The organism is Kribbella sp. CA-247076 (assembly GCF_050942445.1).
Classification (GTDB): Bacteria; Actinomycetota; Actinomycetes; order Propionibacteriales; family Kribbellaceae; genus Kribbella.
In genome coordinates this window covers 4912620-4926820 of sequence record NZ_CP192051.1, presented here as the reverse complement: position 1 = coordinate 4926820, position 14201 = coordinate 4912620, and the positions used below count along the sequence as shown (strand labels likewise).

11 protein-coding genes are annotated in these 14201 nt (G+C 69.7%); 7 read left to right on the top strand and 4 right to left on the bottom strand.

The window, feature by feature from the left end; all coding sequences use genetic code 11:
- Window positions 1-127: 127 nt before the first annotated feature.
- Both ACQPYZ_RS23145 and ACQPYZ_RS23140 read left to right on the top strand, forming a co-directional pair.
- On the top strand, window positions 128-496 hold the full coding sequence (locus ACQPYZ_RS23145; RefSeq protein WP_433159649.1) for a hypothetical protein: 369 nt from the start codon (window positions 128-130) through the stop codon (window positions 494-496).
- A gap of 92 nt (window positions 497-588) precedes the next feature.
- Window positions 589-864 (top strand): MafI family immunity protein, encoded by a 276-nt coding sequence (locus tag ACQPYZ_RS23140; protein WP_433159646.1) that lies wholly within the window; start codon window positions 589-591, stop codon window positions 862-864.
- Between the two features lie 512 nt (window positions 865-1376).
- Here ACQPYZ_RS23140 and ACQPYZ_RS23135 read toward each other — a convergent pair.
- Both ACQPYZ_RS23135 and ACQPYZ_RS23130 read right to left on the bottom strand, forming a co-directional pair.
- Entirely contained in the window at window positions 1377-1841 is a 465-nt protein-coding gene (locus tag ACQPYZ_RS23135; RefSeq protein ID WP_433159643.1) for a nitroreductase family deazaflavin-dependent oxidoreductase, read from the bottom strand.
- 114 nt (window positions 1842-1955) lie between these two features.
- Window positions 1956-2555, bottom strand: a complete 600-nt coding sequence (locus tag ACQPYZ_RS23130) for a DUF4291 domain-containing protein (protein WP_433159640.1) — start codon at window positions 2553-2555, stop codon at window positions 1956-1958.
- 194 nt (window positions 2556-2749) lie between these two features.
- Between ACQPYZ_RS23130 and ACQPYZ_RS23125 the strand changes: the two genes are divergently transcribed.
- A complete protein-coding gene (locus ACQPYZ_RS23125) occupies window positions 2750-3367 on the top strand; it encodes a LysE family transporter (protein ID WP_433159637.1) in 618 nt (205 codons plus the stop codon).
- Here the strand turns inward: ACQPYZ_RS23125 and ACQPYZ_RS23120 are convergent.
- Entirely contained in the window at window positions 3364-6843 is a 3480-nt protein-coding gene (locus ACQPYZ_RS23120) for a UvrD-helicase domain-containing protein (RefSeq protein WP_433159634.1), read from the bottom strand. The genes ACQPYZ_RS23125 and ACQPYZ_RS23120 overlap by 4 nt on opposite strands.
- Window positions 6836-9919: a PD-(D/E)XK nuclease family protein gene (locus ACQPYZ_RS23115; RefSeq protein ID WP_433159631.1), complete on the bottom strand. Its 3084-nt coding sequence runs from the start codon at window positions 9917-9919 to the stop codon at window positions 6836-6838. Before ACQPYZ_RS23115 ends, ACQPYZ_RS23120 begins: the two co-directional genes overlap by 8 nt.
- A 117-nt stretch (window positions 9920-10036) precedes the next feature.
- Here ACQPYZ_RS23115 and ACQPYZ_RS23110 point away from each other — a divergent pair, with 117 nt between their 5' ends.
- From ACQPYZ_RS23110 to ACQPYZ_RS23095, 4 genes are all read left to right on the top strand, one after another.
- Entirely contained in the window at window positions 10037-10234 is a 198-nt protein-coding gene (locus tag ACQPYZ_RS23110) for a hypothetical protein (protein ID WP_433159628.1), read from the top strand.
- Between the two features lie 7 nt (window positions 10235-10241).
- Window positions 10242-10643 carry a VOC family protein gene (locus ACQPYZ_RS23105; protein WP_433159625.1) on the top strand — a complete coding sequence of 134 codons (402 nt, stop codon included), beginning with the start codon at window positions 10242-10244 and terminating at the stop codon, window positions 10641-10643.
- A 96-nt stretch (window positions 10644-10739) separates the two neighbouring features.
- On the top strand, window positions 10740-13517 hold the full coding sequence (locus tag ACQPYZ_RS23100) for an FtsK/SpoIIIE domain-containing protein (RefSeq protein WP_433159623.1): 2778 nt from the start codon (window positions 10740-10742) through the stop codon (window positions 13515-13517).
- Window positions 13514-14191, top strand: coding sequence for a hypothetical protein (locus ACQPYZ_RS23095; RefSeq protein WP_433159620.1), 678 nt, complete (start codon window positions 13514-13516; stop codon window positions 14189-14191). Before ACQPYZ_RS23100 ends, ACQPYZ_RS23095 begins: the two co-directional genes overlap by 4 nt.
- The last annotated feature ends 10 nt before the right edge of the window (window positions 14192-14201 follow it).

Below are 14201 nucleotides of genomic sequence, written 5' to 3'. Positions count from 1 at the left end.
GACGAGGATTGACGTGGCGGAGGCCGTGGGCGTTGGGCCATTAGCTCTGACCGGACGATCCAGTTGCCTACTTCGGGACGAGTTCAGAAGTGACTGACACGCGGGATTTCTGACTGCATTTCAAGAGGTGGCCAGCTCGGCGGGCTCCTGGCGTCTCTTGACGCCGACGGACGTTGTGGGCAGCTGGCGTGACTTCGTGGAGCAGTGCGAAGCCGGGTACGCCGACAACATCTACGAGTTCGACAACGACCTGTCGGTGCGAAGCCTCGTCATGAAGCTGCTCGACAGTCCTGTGCTCAGCAACTTTGAACAGATGCGATGGGTGCGGGAAGAGGTGGCGGCCGTCGACGAGCGGTACCGGGCACTCTTGCTCGACACTGAGGTTCGTCCAGGCCGTCCGTGGTGGGAGGCGCGGGTTCCACGGATCGCGTGCGAAGAGCTTGCCGCGGACTTCAAGGCAAGCTACGACGTGGAGATCGCGGTCGCTGAGTGCTAGCCGGACCGGTATTCAGCAGGTAGGGGCAGTCTTCAAGGATCGTCTATTCAGCAGGTAGGGGCAGTCTTCAAGGATCGTCGGGATCGGGCCGGATGAGTAAAGCGGATTGGGACGACCTCATCGGACAGATGAGGGCAGTGGTGCTTGCCGTGGAACCTACACTGACACCGCAACAGACGCAGCCGGCGTGGGAGTTGATCGATGTCGGCGAGCCAGGCATCGCGTTCGAGTTGATGTGTACCCAGATCCATGAGTACGACGCGACTGTCAGCCAGCAGGTGAAGAACAGCCTCCAAGAACTCTGCGAACGCTTGGGCCTTGATTCCAAGTATTGGAAGATGCTTCGTGTAGCAGAGCGCCCTCCCTAGGCTCCCGAGAACGACCAGCGGGGGTGACCGTTAGCGCTCGGACCCGTTGCGGTTGGCGGCAGCGTCTAAGTGGTAGGTGATCTGCAGTCGCCGTCCTACGTGACGTTGCCGCAACCTCGTTACGTCCTAGCTCATCGCTGGCTGGGCCGGCATGCGCTGCCCGGCGTACGAGCAGCGGCAGAACGTACGAGCAGCTGACGGACGGCGTCGGACTGGAACGGATTCGTTCGTACGTTGCCTCAACTTTGCTGACGGCTGGCCGGTCGCCACCCACCTAGCCTGGAGTGGCGATTGCGGTTCGGCGTGGGCGTGGGTTGTCTTGGAATACAGGTGGCTGGGAAGTGTCAGTCTGCGACGCCGGATTGTCGTTCGATGGCGCCTGATCGGTGTTCGCGTCACGTACTGCGGGATTGGGGATTGGTGGGCCGGCTCGGCCAGGGGTGCACATAGGCGTGTCCTCGGGGTGTCTGCGGGATGGTGCGGGGCTTGGTTGGTTGCCGGGGCTGGTTGGGTTAGCGCGGGGTCAGGCGGATCACGGGGTATCGGCGGGGGGACTTGGATTGGTACTTGGCTAGGCGAGGTTGGGTGGTGGTGATGCGGTGCCAGGCTTCGGTGCGGGTGGGGCCGGTGAGGGTTTCGGGGGTGACGGGCAGCGGGTCGCGGCCGGGGAAGGCGACGGTGGCCTGGGTGGGGTGGGCCATGAGGTTGGCGTGCCAGTCGGGGTGCTGGCTGCCGCCGCCGGAGGCGACGACGAGCCAGGCGTTGTCGCCGTCGGGGAACCAGGCGAGCGGGGTCTCGCGGGGCTCGCCGCTGCGGCGGCCGCGGGTCTGGAGGACGAGGACGTCCATGCCCATGAGCTTGTCGCGGCCGGCGTGGATCTTGCGGCTGGTACGGGCGTTCATCGTGCGCTGGATCCAGCGCGAGAATCGACCGGGCGTGCCGGGCTTGCGCTTGGCGGTCTGCTGGTTCTGAGTCATGGCTACCTCCAGGGGAATCGGGGTGATCTCTCTGGTGGTAACGCTATGAGCGGGCCGGCGATCGAGGCTTCTCGATTCCTGACCGATCACGCGCCCGCACGCCGCGGCGAGCGTCTACGTCGCGGCGATGTGGGCGGCCAGCTCTCGATCCAAGGGGTACGGGCGTTCGGCCGGAAGGAAGGACCGCGCTTCGTCGACGTCGGTGCGGGTCAGCTCGTGGATCCGGTGCATGACCGGGGTGACGTCCTCGATGGTGGTGATCCAGTCGTGGACGTAGTGGCGGACCGCCTCGGGGGACAGTCCGATCTGGATCGACCGAACCTTCGGCTGGGGCTGGAGGTGGAGGGTCTGCTCCGGGTCCCACTGGATGCGGACGGGGGACGTGGCGAGCGTGGTACGCCAGGCCTGCTCGGAGTCGTGGTGTGCGGCGTCGTAGTGCGAGAGCGTGCTGTGGGCGAGAGCCCATTCGAAACCGGATCGTTTGAGGTGGATGCGGAGTACGCGCGTCTGGCCGGGCTTGGTTGCCCAACCCGAGCGGTAAGCCATCCAGAGGAAGGACGGCTTGATCCAGGTCATTCGGTTGAGGCTGAAAGGCGCCACGAAGGTGCCGGCGGCAAGGGCCGGCTCGGCGATCGCCGGATCGTACGCCTGGTAGACGGCGATGGTGTCCTCGTCGTACAAGGCGCGGATCTGGCGGTGCGGCGTCGGGTCCATGCGCCGATCCTAGAGAGGCCAGGTCCACCGTCCGCGATCGCAGGCGGCGTAAATGGGTTGCCGGGGGAGAGGCGGTGCGCTGACGATTCGGGTATGACTACGACTGTTGGGAGCCTGGTGTTGAACGGTGTTGCCTCACGGGCGGCGCGCGTTCAGCAGCAGCGTGGTCGGGGGAGGGCGATCCTCGGGCAGTTGTGACCGGGGCGCTGGTCGCCGGGTTGTTGGCCGGCTATGGCATCGCCATGCCGGTCGGGCCCGTGGCGACCTACCTGGTGGCGTTGACTGCGCGGAGTTCGTGGCGGGTCGGGGCCTGTGCTGCGTTGGGGATCGCGTCCGCGGACGGGATCTTTGCGTTGGTGGCCGCGGTTGCCGGGTCGGCGTTGGCGCCGGTGCTGGAGCCGGTCATCGTGCCGCTGCGATGGGCATCGGTCGTGGTGCTGTTGGGGCTGGCGGCAACCACCGCGGTCCGAGCGGTACGGCGATATCACGCGCACAGGCTGACCGGGATCTCACAGGTGCCCGTCAGTGCGGTGAAGGCGTACGTCGGCCTGCTCGGCATGACGCTGTTGAGCCCGATGACCGTGATCTACTTCGCGGCGTTGGTCCTCGGCGGTGGATCGGGTGACTCGCACCCGTTGGAGCGGGTCGTGTTCGTCATTGCCGCATTCGTCGCGTCGGCCAGTTGGCAACTGTTGCTGGCCGGTGGCGGTGCACTGCTCGGACGCGCGTTGACCGGTCACCTCGGACGGCTGTTGACCGCACTCGGGTCGAGTGTGGTGATCGCCTTATTGGCCGTGGACCTGGTTGCCTAGAGCAAACGCTGCACGGCGCCGGCAGGGTTCAGGAAGAGGAGAACGGGCGTGCCGGCGTTCGGGAGAGTGGCTGCGTAGGCCTGGAGTTGGGGTGCGTAGTACGTGACCCGGCTGTCGAGCGCGGCCGCGGGGACGGCGTCCGTCTTGTAGTCGACGATGACCAGGCGGCCGTCGTCCTCGCGGTAGATCAGGTCGACGAAGCCCTCGAGGATCGTCCCGTCCGGCTGCAGGGCGCCGACGTACGACTCGCGCCAGTGTTCGCGCTCGGCGGCTCGTTTGACGATGTCGGAGGCGAGAGCAGATCGCGCGAGCGCGGCGACGACGTCGGCGTACTCGAGCACGCCCTCGGCCAGGCACTGCGACGAAACGGCTGCTTCGAGGCCGGCGCCGGTCGACAGGTCGACTACCTGCATGACGCCGTGCACCGCGCGGCCGATCGCGGTGCCGTAGCGGCCCTTGGACCAGGGCGGGAGCTCGAGGTCGCGGGCAGCCTTCGCCGTACCCGGGTCGACGTCGGCCAGCGCGACGTCCGGGCCGGTCCCTTCCAGTCCGGAAGCGCTCTGCGCGGAGCGCCGGCGGCTCGACGACCTGGCCGCGGCGACGCGGGTCTCCCAGTCGGTACGGGCGATGGGCGGCGTCACGTCGGCCGACGATCGTGGCTCGCGCTCGACCGGCGGCGGGCTGGCGAACAGCGTGACGTGCGGAGCCTCCACGCCACCGGCCGATGCGAGCAGCTCGGCGTTGCTGGAGTGACGGCGGTTGCCGGACCGGTGCAACGACACCACGAGATGGTCGCGCGCCCGGGTGGCGGCGACGTACAGCAGGCGGCGGCGTTCGTAGTCGTCCATCTGCTCGTCGACCGGCTGGACGAGGTCGAAGTCCTCGGTCTGCACCGACGACTTCAGCTTCACCGCGTACCCGCCGTCCGGCGGCCAGAGCACCTGGACGCCGCGTTGCCTGTTCGGCGCGGCGGTCATGCCGGACAGGATGACGATCGGGAACTCCAGGCCCTTCGCGGCGTGGATGGTCATGACGCGTACGGCGTCCGCGTCGGTCTCGGGCAGCACTGCCTCCGCGACGCGCGACGCCTCTTCGCCCTGATGTGCGGCCCAGGCGAGGTACGACCGCAGGCCGCCGTGCTCCACCTCCGACCACGCCCGCGCCTGGTCGACCACGAACCGGACCCGGCGCCACGCGTCCCGCGCCCGCGGCCTGATCGCGGCGACCTCGAGCATGCGTCGTTCGGCGACGATCTTCGCGAGGACCTCGCTCGGAGTGAGCCAGCGGGCGGCGTAGTACGTCCGCCGGAGCCACTCCATCGCCTCGCCGACTGGGTGGGTGAGCAGGGCGTCCGGCACCGGCGCGGTGAGGGTGAACGAGCCGCCGGATCGCTTCCAGACGTACAGATCGTCGTCGCCGCAGCCGAAGAGCGGTGAACGCAGGGCGGTGACGAGCGCGAGTTGGTCGCTCGGGTCGCCGAGTGCGCGGGCGCAGGCGAGCAGGTCGCGGACCTCAGCGGTCTGGTAGACGAGTGAGTTGGCCTCGGCGCGGTACGGGATGTCGGCGCGGTCGAGGGCGTCCTCGAGGAACGGCAGCGACGTGCGGGCCGGTACGAGTACGGCGATGTCGCCGGCTTCCGCGGGACGCCAGCCGTGGGTGCGGTCGTCGTACACCAGCCAGCCGTCGGTCAGCGCCTGCTCGACGACGGCGGCCACGTCGGTCGCTTCACGTTCGCGGAGGACGGAGGCCTGGGCGCGGGGGAGGTCGTCGTGCGGCTCGGCGCCGAGGATGGTGACGGCGGGACCCGAGACGGACTCGTCGTACTCAGGCAGGTCGGCAGGCGGAAGCTCGGCGGTCGACGATGCCGCGCCCCGCCGGAACGGCAGCACCGTGGCAAGATCACCGACCGCCTCGGAGGAGGCGGAGGGAGCGTCGTTTGGGGAGGAGGACGCGTCGTCGGAGGAGGTAGGCGTGTCGTCGAAGAGGTCGGTGAAGGATAGTTGGTCGCCGGTGACGTCGGTTGACTGCGAGTCCGGCTCCGGCTGTCGCTCCGGGACTAGGGTCGACTCCGCCGACGGTCCGCCACGATGCGGCGACAGCGCCTGGTACGACGGCTGCGCAGCCTCCTGCGCCTGGATCAACGACCCGAACACGTTGTTGATCCAGTCGAGGATCGGCGACACCGTGCGGAAGTTCGTCGTCAGCGCCACCGTCTCGCCGAGCAGGTCCTGAGCCGTGAGGTACGTCGCGATGTTCGCCCGCCGGAACCGGTAGATCGACTGCTTCGGGTCCCCGACCACGAAGAGCCGCCCCTCCGGCACCTCGACGTCCCGCCAGTCCTCCGCATCCGCCTCGGCGCCACCCGCGATCCGCACCGCGAGCTCGATCTGGATCGGATCGGTGTCCTGGAACTCGTCCAGCAGCAGCCGCTCGAACCGCTCCTGCAAGGCGGCCCGCACCGACGGCTCCCGCCGCAGCAGATCCCGCGCGAGCACAAGCAGATCGTGGAACTCGAGCCGCCCTTCCTCCCGTCGCAACCGGGCCGACTCCAGCACGCGCTCGGCGATCCAGTGTGACAGGTGCCGGAGGCAAGCATCGAGCAGCAGCTCGACGAGTGACCCGGCGACATCGACCACCTCGGTGCAGTCGCCGCGCACCTGGTTGATGTCCGGCCAGTTCTCCTTGCGGCCGATCCGGCCGACCTTCAACCCACGGAACGTCTGCAGGATCGCGAGCTGGGTCTCCTGGTCGGTCGCCGCGTCGAGCATCACGCCGAGCTCGCGGATCTGCTGGACCTTCGGCAGCAACCGGTCCTCGGGATCCAGGCAGGACTCGGCCGCCCCGCCGATCTGCGCGGCCGCGGCGACCAGCCCGCTGAGATCCGGCATCGACACCAGCTCGGGCGGATCGACCAGCACCCGCTCGGCGATCAGGTCCCAGTCGTTGCCGAACAGTCGCGCCAGCGACCGCAGGTGCTTCAACTCGACCCCGACCGCCATCGCGAGCAGCAGCGGCTCCGCGATCGAGTCGTCGTCCAGCAACTGGTGCTGCAGCTCCGACCAGCGTTCCTCGAACGCGACCGACGACCCGACCTCGTCGAGTACGTCGATCAGCGGCGGCAACCCGGCCTCGATCGGATGCGCGAGCAGCAACTGTTGCGCGAACGAATGCAGTGTCCCGATGGAAGCGGAGTCCAGATCATCGAGCGCCGCGTCCGCCAGCGCTCGCGCCGGCCCCTTCCGCGCGTGCTCGAACTCGACCCGCAGTCGGTCCCGCAGCTCCGCACCGGCCTTCTCGGTGAACGTCACGGCCGCGATCGTCCGCAGCGGTACGCCGTCCCGCAGGACCAGCGTGGTCACCCGCTCGACCAGCGCATGCGTCTTCCCGGACCCGGCACCCGCCTCGACGAACAGCGTCGACGACGTGTCCGACTGGATCCGCTCGCGTGCCTCGCTGTCCAGCAACACCTCACTCATCGCCGGCCTCCTCGAGCGCACCAGGGTCGATCAACCGGACCAGCCGTTCCAGCGTCGGATCGTGCCGTTTCCGGTCCCACCTGGCCCGCACCTCGCTGTGGCCGATCCCGTCGGGGTTGCAGTACGGGCATTGCACCCACAGGAAGTCCGGGACCTCGGGCGCCTTCGGCGGGAAGTACCCGGCCGCGATCGACGACACGATGACGTCGAGCGTGTCGACGTACCGGGCCTCGACCTCGGGAGTGAGCGGCACCGGGATCCGCTTGCCGCCCTTGCGGACGAACCAGTACGACGCCTCGACGGGGGTGGACGGTTCACCGAGGCGGGCGCGGGCGGCGTACGCGTAGACCGGGAGTTGCAGCTTCGTCCCGCCGGCGACCGGATCGGACTCGATCGCCTCGTACCGCGAGAAGCCGCCGGTCTTCACGTCGGTCACGTAGATCGTCCCGTCCCGGCCGAGATCGACCTTGTCCGCGCTGCCGCGCAGCAGCACGCGGCCCGACGGCACCGGGATCTCCACCGGCGGCTCGCCGTCGAACCCGAACCGCAACTCCGAGGCCACCACCGACGCGTCCCGCTCGGCCCGCCAGGTGTCGTCGTCGTTCAGCAGGACCATCAGGTCGCCCAGGATGCGCAGCCGCTCCCGTTGCCAGAGCCGCGGATGCCCGGTCAGACCCTCCGCCTCGAACTGGTCGGCCAGATCCGCCCCGATGGCCAGCAGCAACGAGCGCTGCTCGGCCGACCAGGCCTCGCCGTACGACGGCAGTGAGCCGGACAACCGGGAGACGAACGCGTCCAGGCTGTTGTGGATCAGGTTCCCCACCTGCATCGGTGAGATGACGAGCAGGTCCTCCGGCGCCTCCAGCGGCTCCACCTGAAGCAACCGCTCGACGAAGTACGCGTGCGGGCAGGTCGCGTAGGCCTCCAAGGACGTCGGCGAGGCGATCCGGTCCTCCACCGCGTACTCCGGCAGGCCGGACACGCCGGACAGGTCGCCGTCGAACCGGGTGAACGCGTTGCTGCCGCGCCCGCGCAGCAACTCCCGCGCGCGGACGACGACCTCGTCGTCGAGCCACAGCCGTGCCGACACCGCCCGGACCTGCCACTCCTGCTCGGTCGCCGGCATGGTTGCCGTCGTCAACGATCCCGCGTACGACGCCGACGTCCGCAGCCCGTCGCCGTACTCACCCTGGTCCCACTCGGTCGCCGCGAGCGCGTGGTCGCCGGTCAGCTCGCGCAACGTCCCCAGCAGCCACCGGGTCGGCAGCCGGCGCGACGACCGCCGCAGGTCACCGCGCGGGAACGACGCCACGACCCGGGATCCGGCCGAGAACGCGGCCAGCAGGTGCCGTTGCTTCTCGTCGAGCCGGTCCCGGAACGACGCCAACTCGGGCGCCGCCGCCTCCCGGACCCGATGGGGGAGCAGCGCGTCCTCGTGCACACGGCCGGGATACAGGTCCTCGGACAGGCCGACGACGTACACGATGTCGGCCGACAACCCGATGCTCGCCGACAACGGCGCGACCAGCACGCCGGTGCCGAACGTGCCGACGCGGGGGAGCGACTGCTGCAACTCGAGGTCGAGCACGTCGCGCAGCACCGTCAGGCTGGCCGGCGTCCCGAGCTCGTCCAGCGTCGACAGGCCCTTCAGCGAGCCCTCGACCGCGACCGCGGCGTACTGCTCCTCGATCGGCAGGGACGAGTAGTCGCCGAGCAGGTCGTGGAAGAGTTGCAGCACGCCGCCGGCCAGCTCGGACCAGGTCTCCAGCCCGGCGACCGCGGTCAGCCGGCGGCGGAGCTCCGAAGCAAACGCATGCAAGCGTTCCGCGTTGGCCGCGTTGTACTGCGCGCGGCGGATCGCGGCCGGCCGTGGATCCTCGGCCGCCTCCTCCTGATCCGCAGTACGGCGCTCGGACTCGGCGTACCGCGCGAGGCGTGCGTCCCAGTCGTCGCCCCGGACCACGCCGGCGGCTCGGGACATCCGCTCCCACTGCGGCACCGGGATCCGCTCGCCGCTGAAGTCACGGGTCGGCGCGTTCGCCAGCGCGCGGAACACGTCCGCACGCGGCAGATCCTGGTCGACGAGCGCGAGCACCTCGAGCAAGGTCCGGGCGATCGCGCGCTCGTGCACCGGCCGCGTGCCCGGCCCGTTGACCTCGATCCGGGCGGCGGCGAGATGCTCGTGCAACAGCCGCGCGTACGGCGCTGCGGCGGAGTAGAGCACCGCGATCCGATGCGCCGGGGTGTGCTCGAGCGCGGCGACCACGTCGCGGACAACGCACCGGACCTCGTCGTCGGCGTCGGACGCGTTCAGCACCTCGGTCGCGACCGGGTAGTTCTTTGAGATCGACGTCGGCAGGTCGATCCCGATCCGTTCCAGCGAACGTCGGACGGCCCGGTCGGCACGGCGTACGTCGGTCAGGCCGACGATGACCGTGAGGTCGGCCGCGGCCGCGCCGAGCGCCTCGACGAAAGCGGCCTCGGTCTGGGTCAGCTCCTGCGGTAGGTAGAGGACGAGCGCGCCGAGCTCGGCCACCAGACCGGGATCCGCGTCGACCCGGGCCGCGGCGGAGCGGAGCAGGTCGGTCTCGTCGTACCACTCGGGCTCGAGCTCGGACGTCACGTACCGGTGCAGCCGGACGAGATCCGGGCCGAGCGCGGACGCGTCGGCGACCTTCGCCAACGCGCCGTCGGTGAGGTCGCGGAGCTCCCGGTGGGCTGACGCAAGCGCTTGGATGGTGGACGGATGCTCGGCGACCTCCTCGAAGATCCCGGGCGCCTTGGACAGCGCCGTCCGCCAGGTCGCGGCCACGATCGGGCGGGTCGCCGGGCGCCGCGGGGACAGCACCGCGGCGGCGAGCTGCTCCGCCAGCCGGCCCAGCGTGCCCAGATACAGCCCCGCGATCCCGGAGGTCGCCAGGTGGCGACGGGCGACGACGCCGGACAGGTTGTTCGGCAGGAGGAGCGTGACAGGTTTCATCGGGTCGTCGGCCTTGAGCCGCGCGACGACGGCGTGCAGGCGATCCAGGGCGGCCGCACCGTAGGCCGTCGTCTCGATCCGGGTCTCGCTCACCATTCCCCCGATCTCCGAACTGTCACCGCAGACGCTAAACCCTGCCACGGACAGAAAGGTGACGGGGCGCGAAACGCCAAGGTTTCTGCGGGCCGGACGATCCGCTCGGACAATGAAGGAATGACCAGGGAGACGTCGATCGCGCGGGTGCTGCTCGTGCTCGTCTTCGCGCCTGCCGGCGGTCTGTTCGGCAAGGCGGTGGCCGAGGCCGCGCAGGGTCTGCAGTGGTGGCCCTGGCTGCTCGCCGCGCTGGTCTGGCTGGTGGTCACCGGGCTGGTCGCGGTGGCGGTGACGAACCATTTCGACGAGCACAGATAATGCTCCGATGGTCGCCGCGGTGCATCACGTCGAACTCTGGGTCCCGGAGCTGTCCCGGGCACTGAACTGCTGGGGCTGGGTCCTCAACCGGCTGGGCTGGAAGGACGGTGACAGCTGGCCCGGCGGGATGACCTGGATCGCCCCCGACGGCAGCTATCTGGTGGTCGAGCAGAGCCCGGCGATGTCCGCCGACGAGCACGACCGGATGCGGCCCGGGATGAACCATCTGGCGCTGACCGCGGCGGGCCGGGCCGAGGTCGACGCGATCGTTGCCGAGGCCGCCCATCACGGCTGGACGCTGATGTTCGCCGACCGCCACCCGTACGCCGGCGGCCCACAGCATTACGCCGCCTTCCTGCACAACACCGACGGCTACGAGCTCGAAATCGTCGCTCCGACTGAGGCGTGAGACTACTGATGCCTGGAGTGACGTCAGGGGCTGGTGGTGTGACATGGTTGGACGAGGCAAATGGTGTCGCGGGGCAGAAGTGGAAGGACGGTGCTCGTGACGGAGAAGCCTGACGGGGGAAGTACGCCCGGACCGGCTTCGCGCTCCGCGCGGACGACGGAAACAGCGCCGGAGCTCCTGGAAGCTCGGATCCGCGGTCTCCAACACGCACTCGGGCAGTTGCTGGAGAACGCGCGCAGACTGACGCACGGCGAGCACCAGCGGGCCGTGCAGCTGCACCGGCAACTGCAGGAACAGACCGCCATCGCGCGACGTGAGTCCCGCGGCCTGGTCGACGCGAAGACCGCTGAGGCGCTGGCCGAGGCCGAGCCGAAGGCGCGCCTGCTCGCGGACCGCCTCGCGCCAGGACTGGCGTCCATCCCGCCGAACGACGCGCGCTGGCGTTCGCGTCAACTCGTCGGCGCGGGCATCCCGTCGTACGTGCGGGTCGGGGAGCTCGACCCTGGTACGCCGGTCGCCGCGCCGCTCCTGCGGACGAACGGCTGGCGGGTCACCGCCGACCGCAACGAATCCGCCCGCCGGCTCCTGCAGAGCGTGGCGTTGCGGCTGGTCGCGGCCGCCGAACCCTTCCGGCTCAGGATCGATGCCTTCGACCCCCGATTGACGGGGACGATGGGGCTTCTGGGTCACCTGACCACGAAGTATCCGCAGTTGGTGCCGAGGGCAACGCACACCGCGGAGCAGTTGCACGCGGTGCTGTCCGGGCTGGTCGACGTCTCGTCGCTGCGCGCCAGCCGGCAGGCGCAACTCGGCCACAAGCGCTTCGAGGACCTCATCCGCGAGACCGGCCGGGTCACCGATCCGTACCGGCTGATCGTGCTGTTCGACTACCCGGCCGGCATCGACACGCTCGCCCAGCGCGACCTGCTCCGGCTGGCCGCGACCGGGGGTGAACGCGGAATCTGCTTCCTCATCCACCACGACCCGACGATGACGCCCGAGAACGACGTCGACACCAAGCAGTTGCTCGATCTGCTCACACCGGTTGCCATCACCAACGAACGCGTCGAGGTCGCCCAGCTGCCCGACGTGCCCGCGAAGCTCGACCCGCCGTTCGACGCGAACGTTGCCGCAGGCATCTGTGACGTCGTGGCCGAGCTGGCCGACATCGCCGTACTCCCGACGATCGACTTCGACCGCACCCTGCCGGACCGCTCCACCTGGTGGCAACCGGTCAAGGACGAGCTCAGCACGGTCATCGGGTACGACGACCGGACGCCGGCGCTGGTGCGGTTGCGCAGCGGCAACCCGGCCCTTCCACACGTCCTCGTCGGAGGCGCGGTAGGCCAGGGCAAGTCGAACCTGTTGCTCGTGATGATCCACGGTCTGGCCGCGCGGTACGCACCGGCCGACCTGGAGATGTACTTGCTCGACTTCAAGCACGGTGTCGAGTTCTCCGCCCTCGGCCCGGCGGCCGAGCGGGAGCACTGGCTGCCTCACGTCCGCGTGCTCGGCATCCACAGCGACCGGGCGTTCGGTCTCGCCGTACTGCGTCACTTGTCCGACGAGCTCGCTCGACGCAGCGAGATCTTCAAGTCGCACGGCAACGTCGCCGACATCGCGGAGCTTGCCCCCGGCCCCGATCGGCCGCCGCGGATCCTCGTCGTCCTGGACGAGTTCCAGGTGCTGCTCGAGGACGACGACGAGCTGGCCGACGAGGCGGCCAAGTTGCTCGAGCGGTTGGTCCGGCTGGGACGTGCGTACGGCGTCCACGTCGTGCTCGCGACCCAGACGATCGAGGGGGTCAAGCGGTTGTCGACCCGGCGGGACTCGATCTTCGGCCAGGTGCCGTACCGGATCGCGTTGAAGACGACGCCCGCCGACGCGCAGGCGATCCTGCGGAACGGGAACACGGCCGCGGCCGAGCTGCAGTTCCGCGGCGAGGCCGTGCTGAACGCGAACTTCGGCTCGCCCGACGACAACCAGCACGTCCTGGTCAGTTTCGCGGACAAGCCGATCCTCGACGACCTGCGGCGTGAGCTGTGGCTCAAGTCGAGGACGGCGCATCCGCCGCGGGTGTTCCACCTCGCCGAGCCGGCCCGTTTGGCGGACACCGCCGCCGCGGTGAAGCCCGAGCTGGGACGGCCGTGGACGGGGTTGCCGATCGCGGTCACGGAGGCGCCGGTGCCGGTCGAAGTACGGCCCGAGCCGGGCGCCGGCGTACTCGTCCTGGGTGACGGTCCGGTCGACGCGCTCGGCGTGCTGAGTGGTCTGGCGCTGTCGACCGCAGCCGCCGCGGTGCACCCGCCGCGGTTCGTGTTCATGGATGGCACCAACTCGTCGCCGGAGGTTGCCGACGGCAAGGGTGCGTTGATCCAGGCGCTGCGCCAGCTGGGATGTGAGGTCGATACGGTCGACAAGCACGACGACATCGCGCCGCGGCTGTTCTCGTTGCGCGATACCGTGCGGCACGGTCACGTCGGTGGCGAGACCTATCTGCTCGGGTTCGGGTTCCACGGCGTGCCGAGGATGCAGTTGCATGCCGAGGGCTTGTTCGAGAGTCCGGCGAACGCGTTGCAGGACATCGTCCGGGACGGGCCAGCACAGGGGTTGATCACGTTCGGCTGGTGGAACCGACTGCACGTGTGCACCGAGCACCTCGGGTACGGGCGCGCCAACGTGGCGACCCACCTGTTCCTCAGGCATCCGCAGGACGGCGTCCGGGCGGTGTGTGGACCGCTCGTGCGGTGGGCTTCCGAGCCGCACCGGGCGCTGCTGTGGGACGGACTGCATCCCGAGGCGCAGGTCGTCGTACCGTTTGCGGCACTGCGGTCCGACGAGGTGGATCGCGCGGTGGAACTGGTACGGCGATGAAGACGGAAGAGCAGGAGTGGTCCGAGTACGCCCGGGCGCTGCGGAAGGTCGCGGGCGCCCGTGCGGACGCGCAGCAGGCACAGGACCGATTGACCGCGCACAAGTCCAAGGCCGAGGCGACCGCGCTGGCCGAGGCCGATGCGATGGCCGAGCGGGGCCGGAAGGTCGAGGCTCGGCTGAACGCATTGGCAGAGCAGGCCGCGGCCAGTCTGCAGCGGGCCGGGCTGCCCGCCGAGGGCAAGCGGGTCAACATCGTCGTCCCCGAGATTCGCGGGCTCACCGACCTCGAGTCCGCGGCGGCCCGGCTGACCAAGCAGTTGGGTGAGGCGGTCGACCAGCTCGAACAGGTCCGCGCGGACGCCCGGGCTCTCCAGGAGCGCCGCCGGCGCCGTACCATCAGCGCGGCCCTGATGCTGGTCGGGTTCGTGGTGGTGTGGGCGGTCACCCGGTCGTTCCTGGCCGGAGTCGAGGCCGCGGCCATCGCCGCGGTCACCATGCTGGCGGCGTCGCGGGTGCTCGGTCTGCCGCGGCTGCCGGGCGCCCGGTGGTGGGGCTGGGGCGGTGCGGTCGTCGCCGTCGCGGTAATGGCGTCCGGGCTGCCCTGGTGGCTGGCGATCCTGGTGCCGGTCATCGTGGCCGGTACGGCGATCGTGCTGCCGAAGAAGCGTCGTTAGGGAAGAGGGT

Coding starts and splice junctions, on each gene's coding strand:
- ACQPYZ_RS23140 (WP_433159646.1), top strand. CDS start 589: ATGAGTAAAGCGGATTGGGACGACCTCATCGGACAGATGAGGGCAGTG.
- ACQPYZ_RS23130 (WP_433159640.1), bottom strand. CDS start 2,555: ATGGACCCGACGCCGCACCGCCAGATCCGCGCCTTGTACGACGAGGAC.
- ACQPYZ_RS23135 (WP_433159643.1), bottom strand. CDS start 1,841: ATGACTCAGAACCAGCAGACCGCCAAGCGCAAGCCCGGCACGCCCGGT.
- ACQPYZ_RS23110 (WP_433159628.1), top strand. CDS start 10,037: ATGACCAGGGAGACGTCGATCGCGCGGGTGCTGCTCGTGCTCGTCTTC.
- ACQPYZ_RS23115 (WP_433159631.1), bottom strand. CDS start 9,919: ATGGTGAGCGAGACCCGGATCGAGACGACGGCCTACGGTGCGGCCGCC.
- ACQPYZ_RS23120 (WP_433159634.1), bottom strand. CDS start 6,843: ATGAGTGAGGTGTTGCTGGACAGCGAGGCACGCGAGCGGATCCAGTCG.
- ACQPYZ_RS23105 (WP_433159625.1), top strand. CDS start 10,242: ATGGTCGCCGCGGTGCATCACGTCGAACTCTGGGTCCCGGAGCTGTCC.
- ACQPYZ_RS23095 (WP_433159620.1), top strand. CDS start 13,514: ATGAAGACGGAAGAGCAGGAGTGGTCCGAGTACGCCCGGGCGCTGCGG.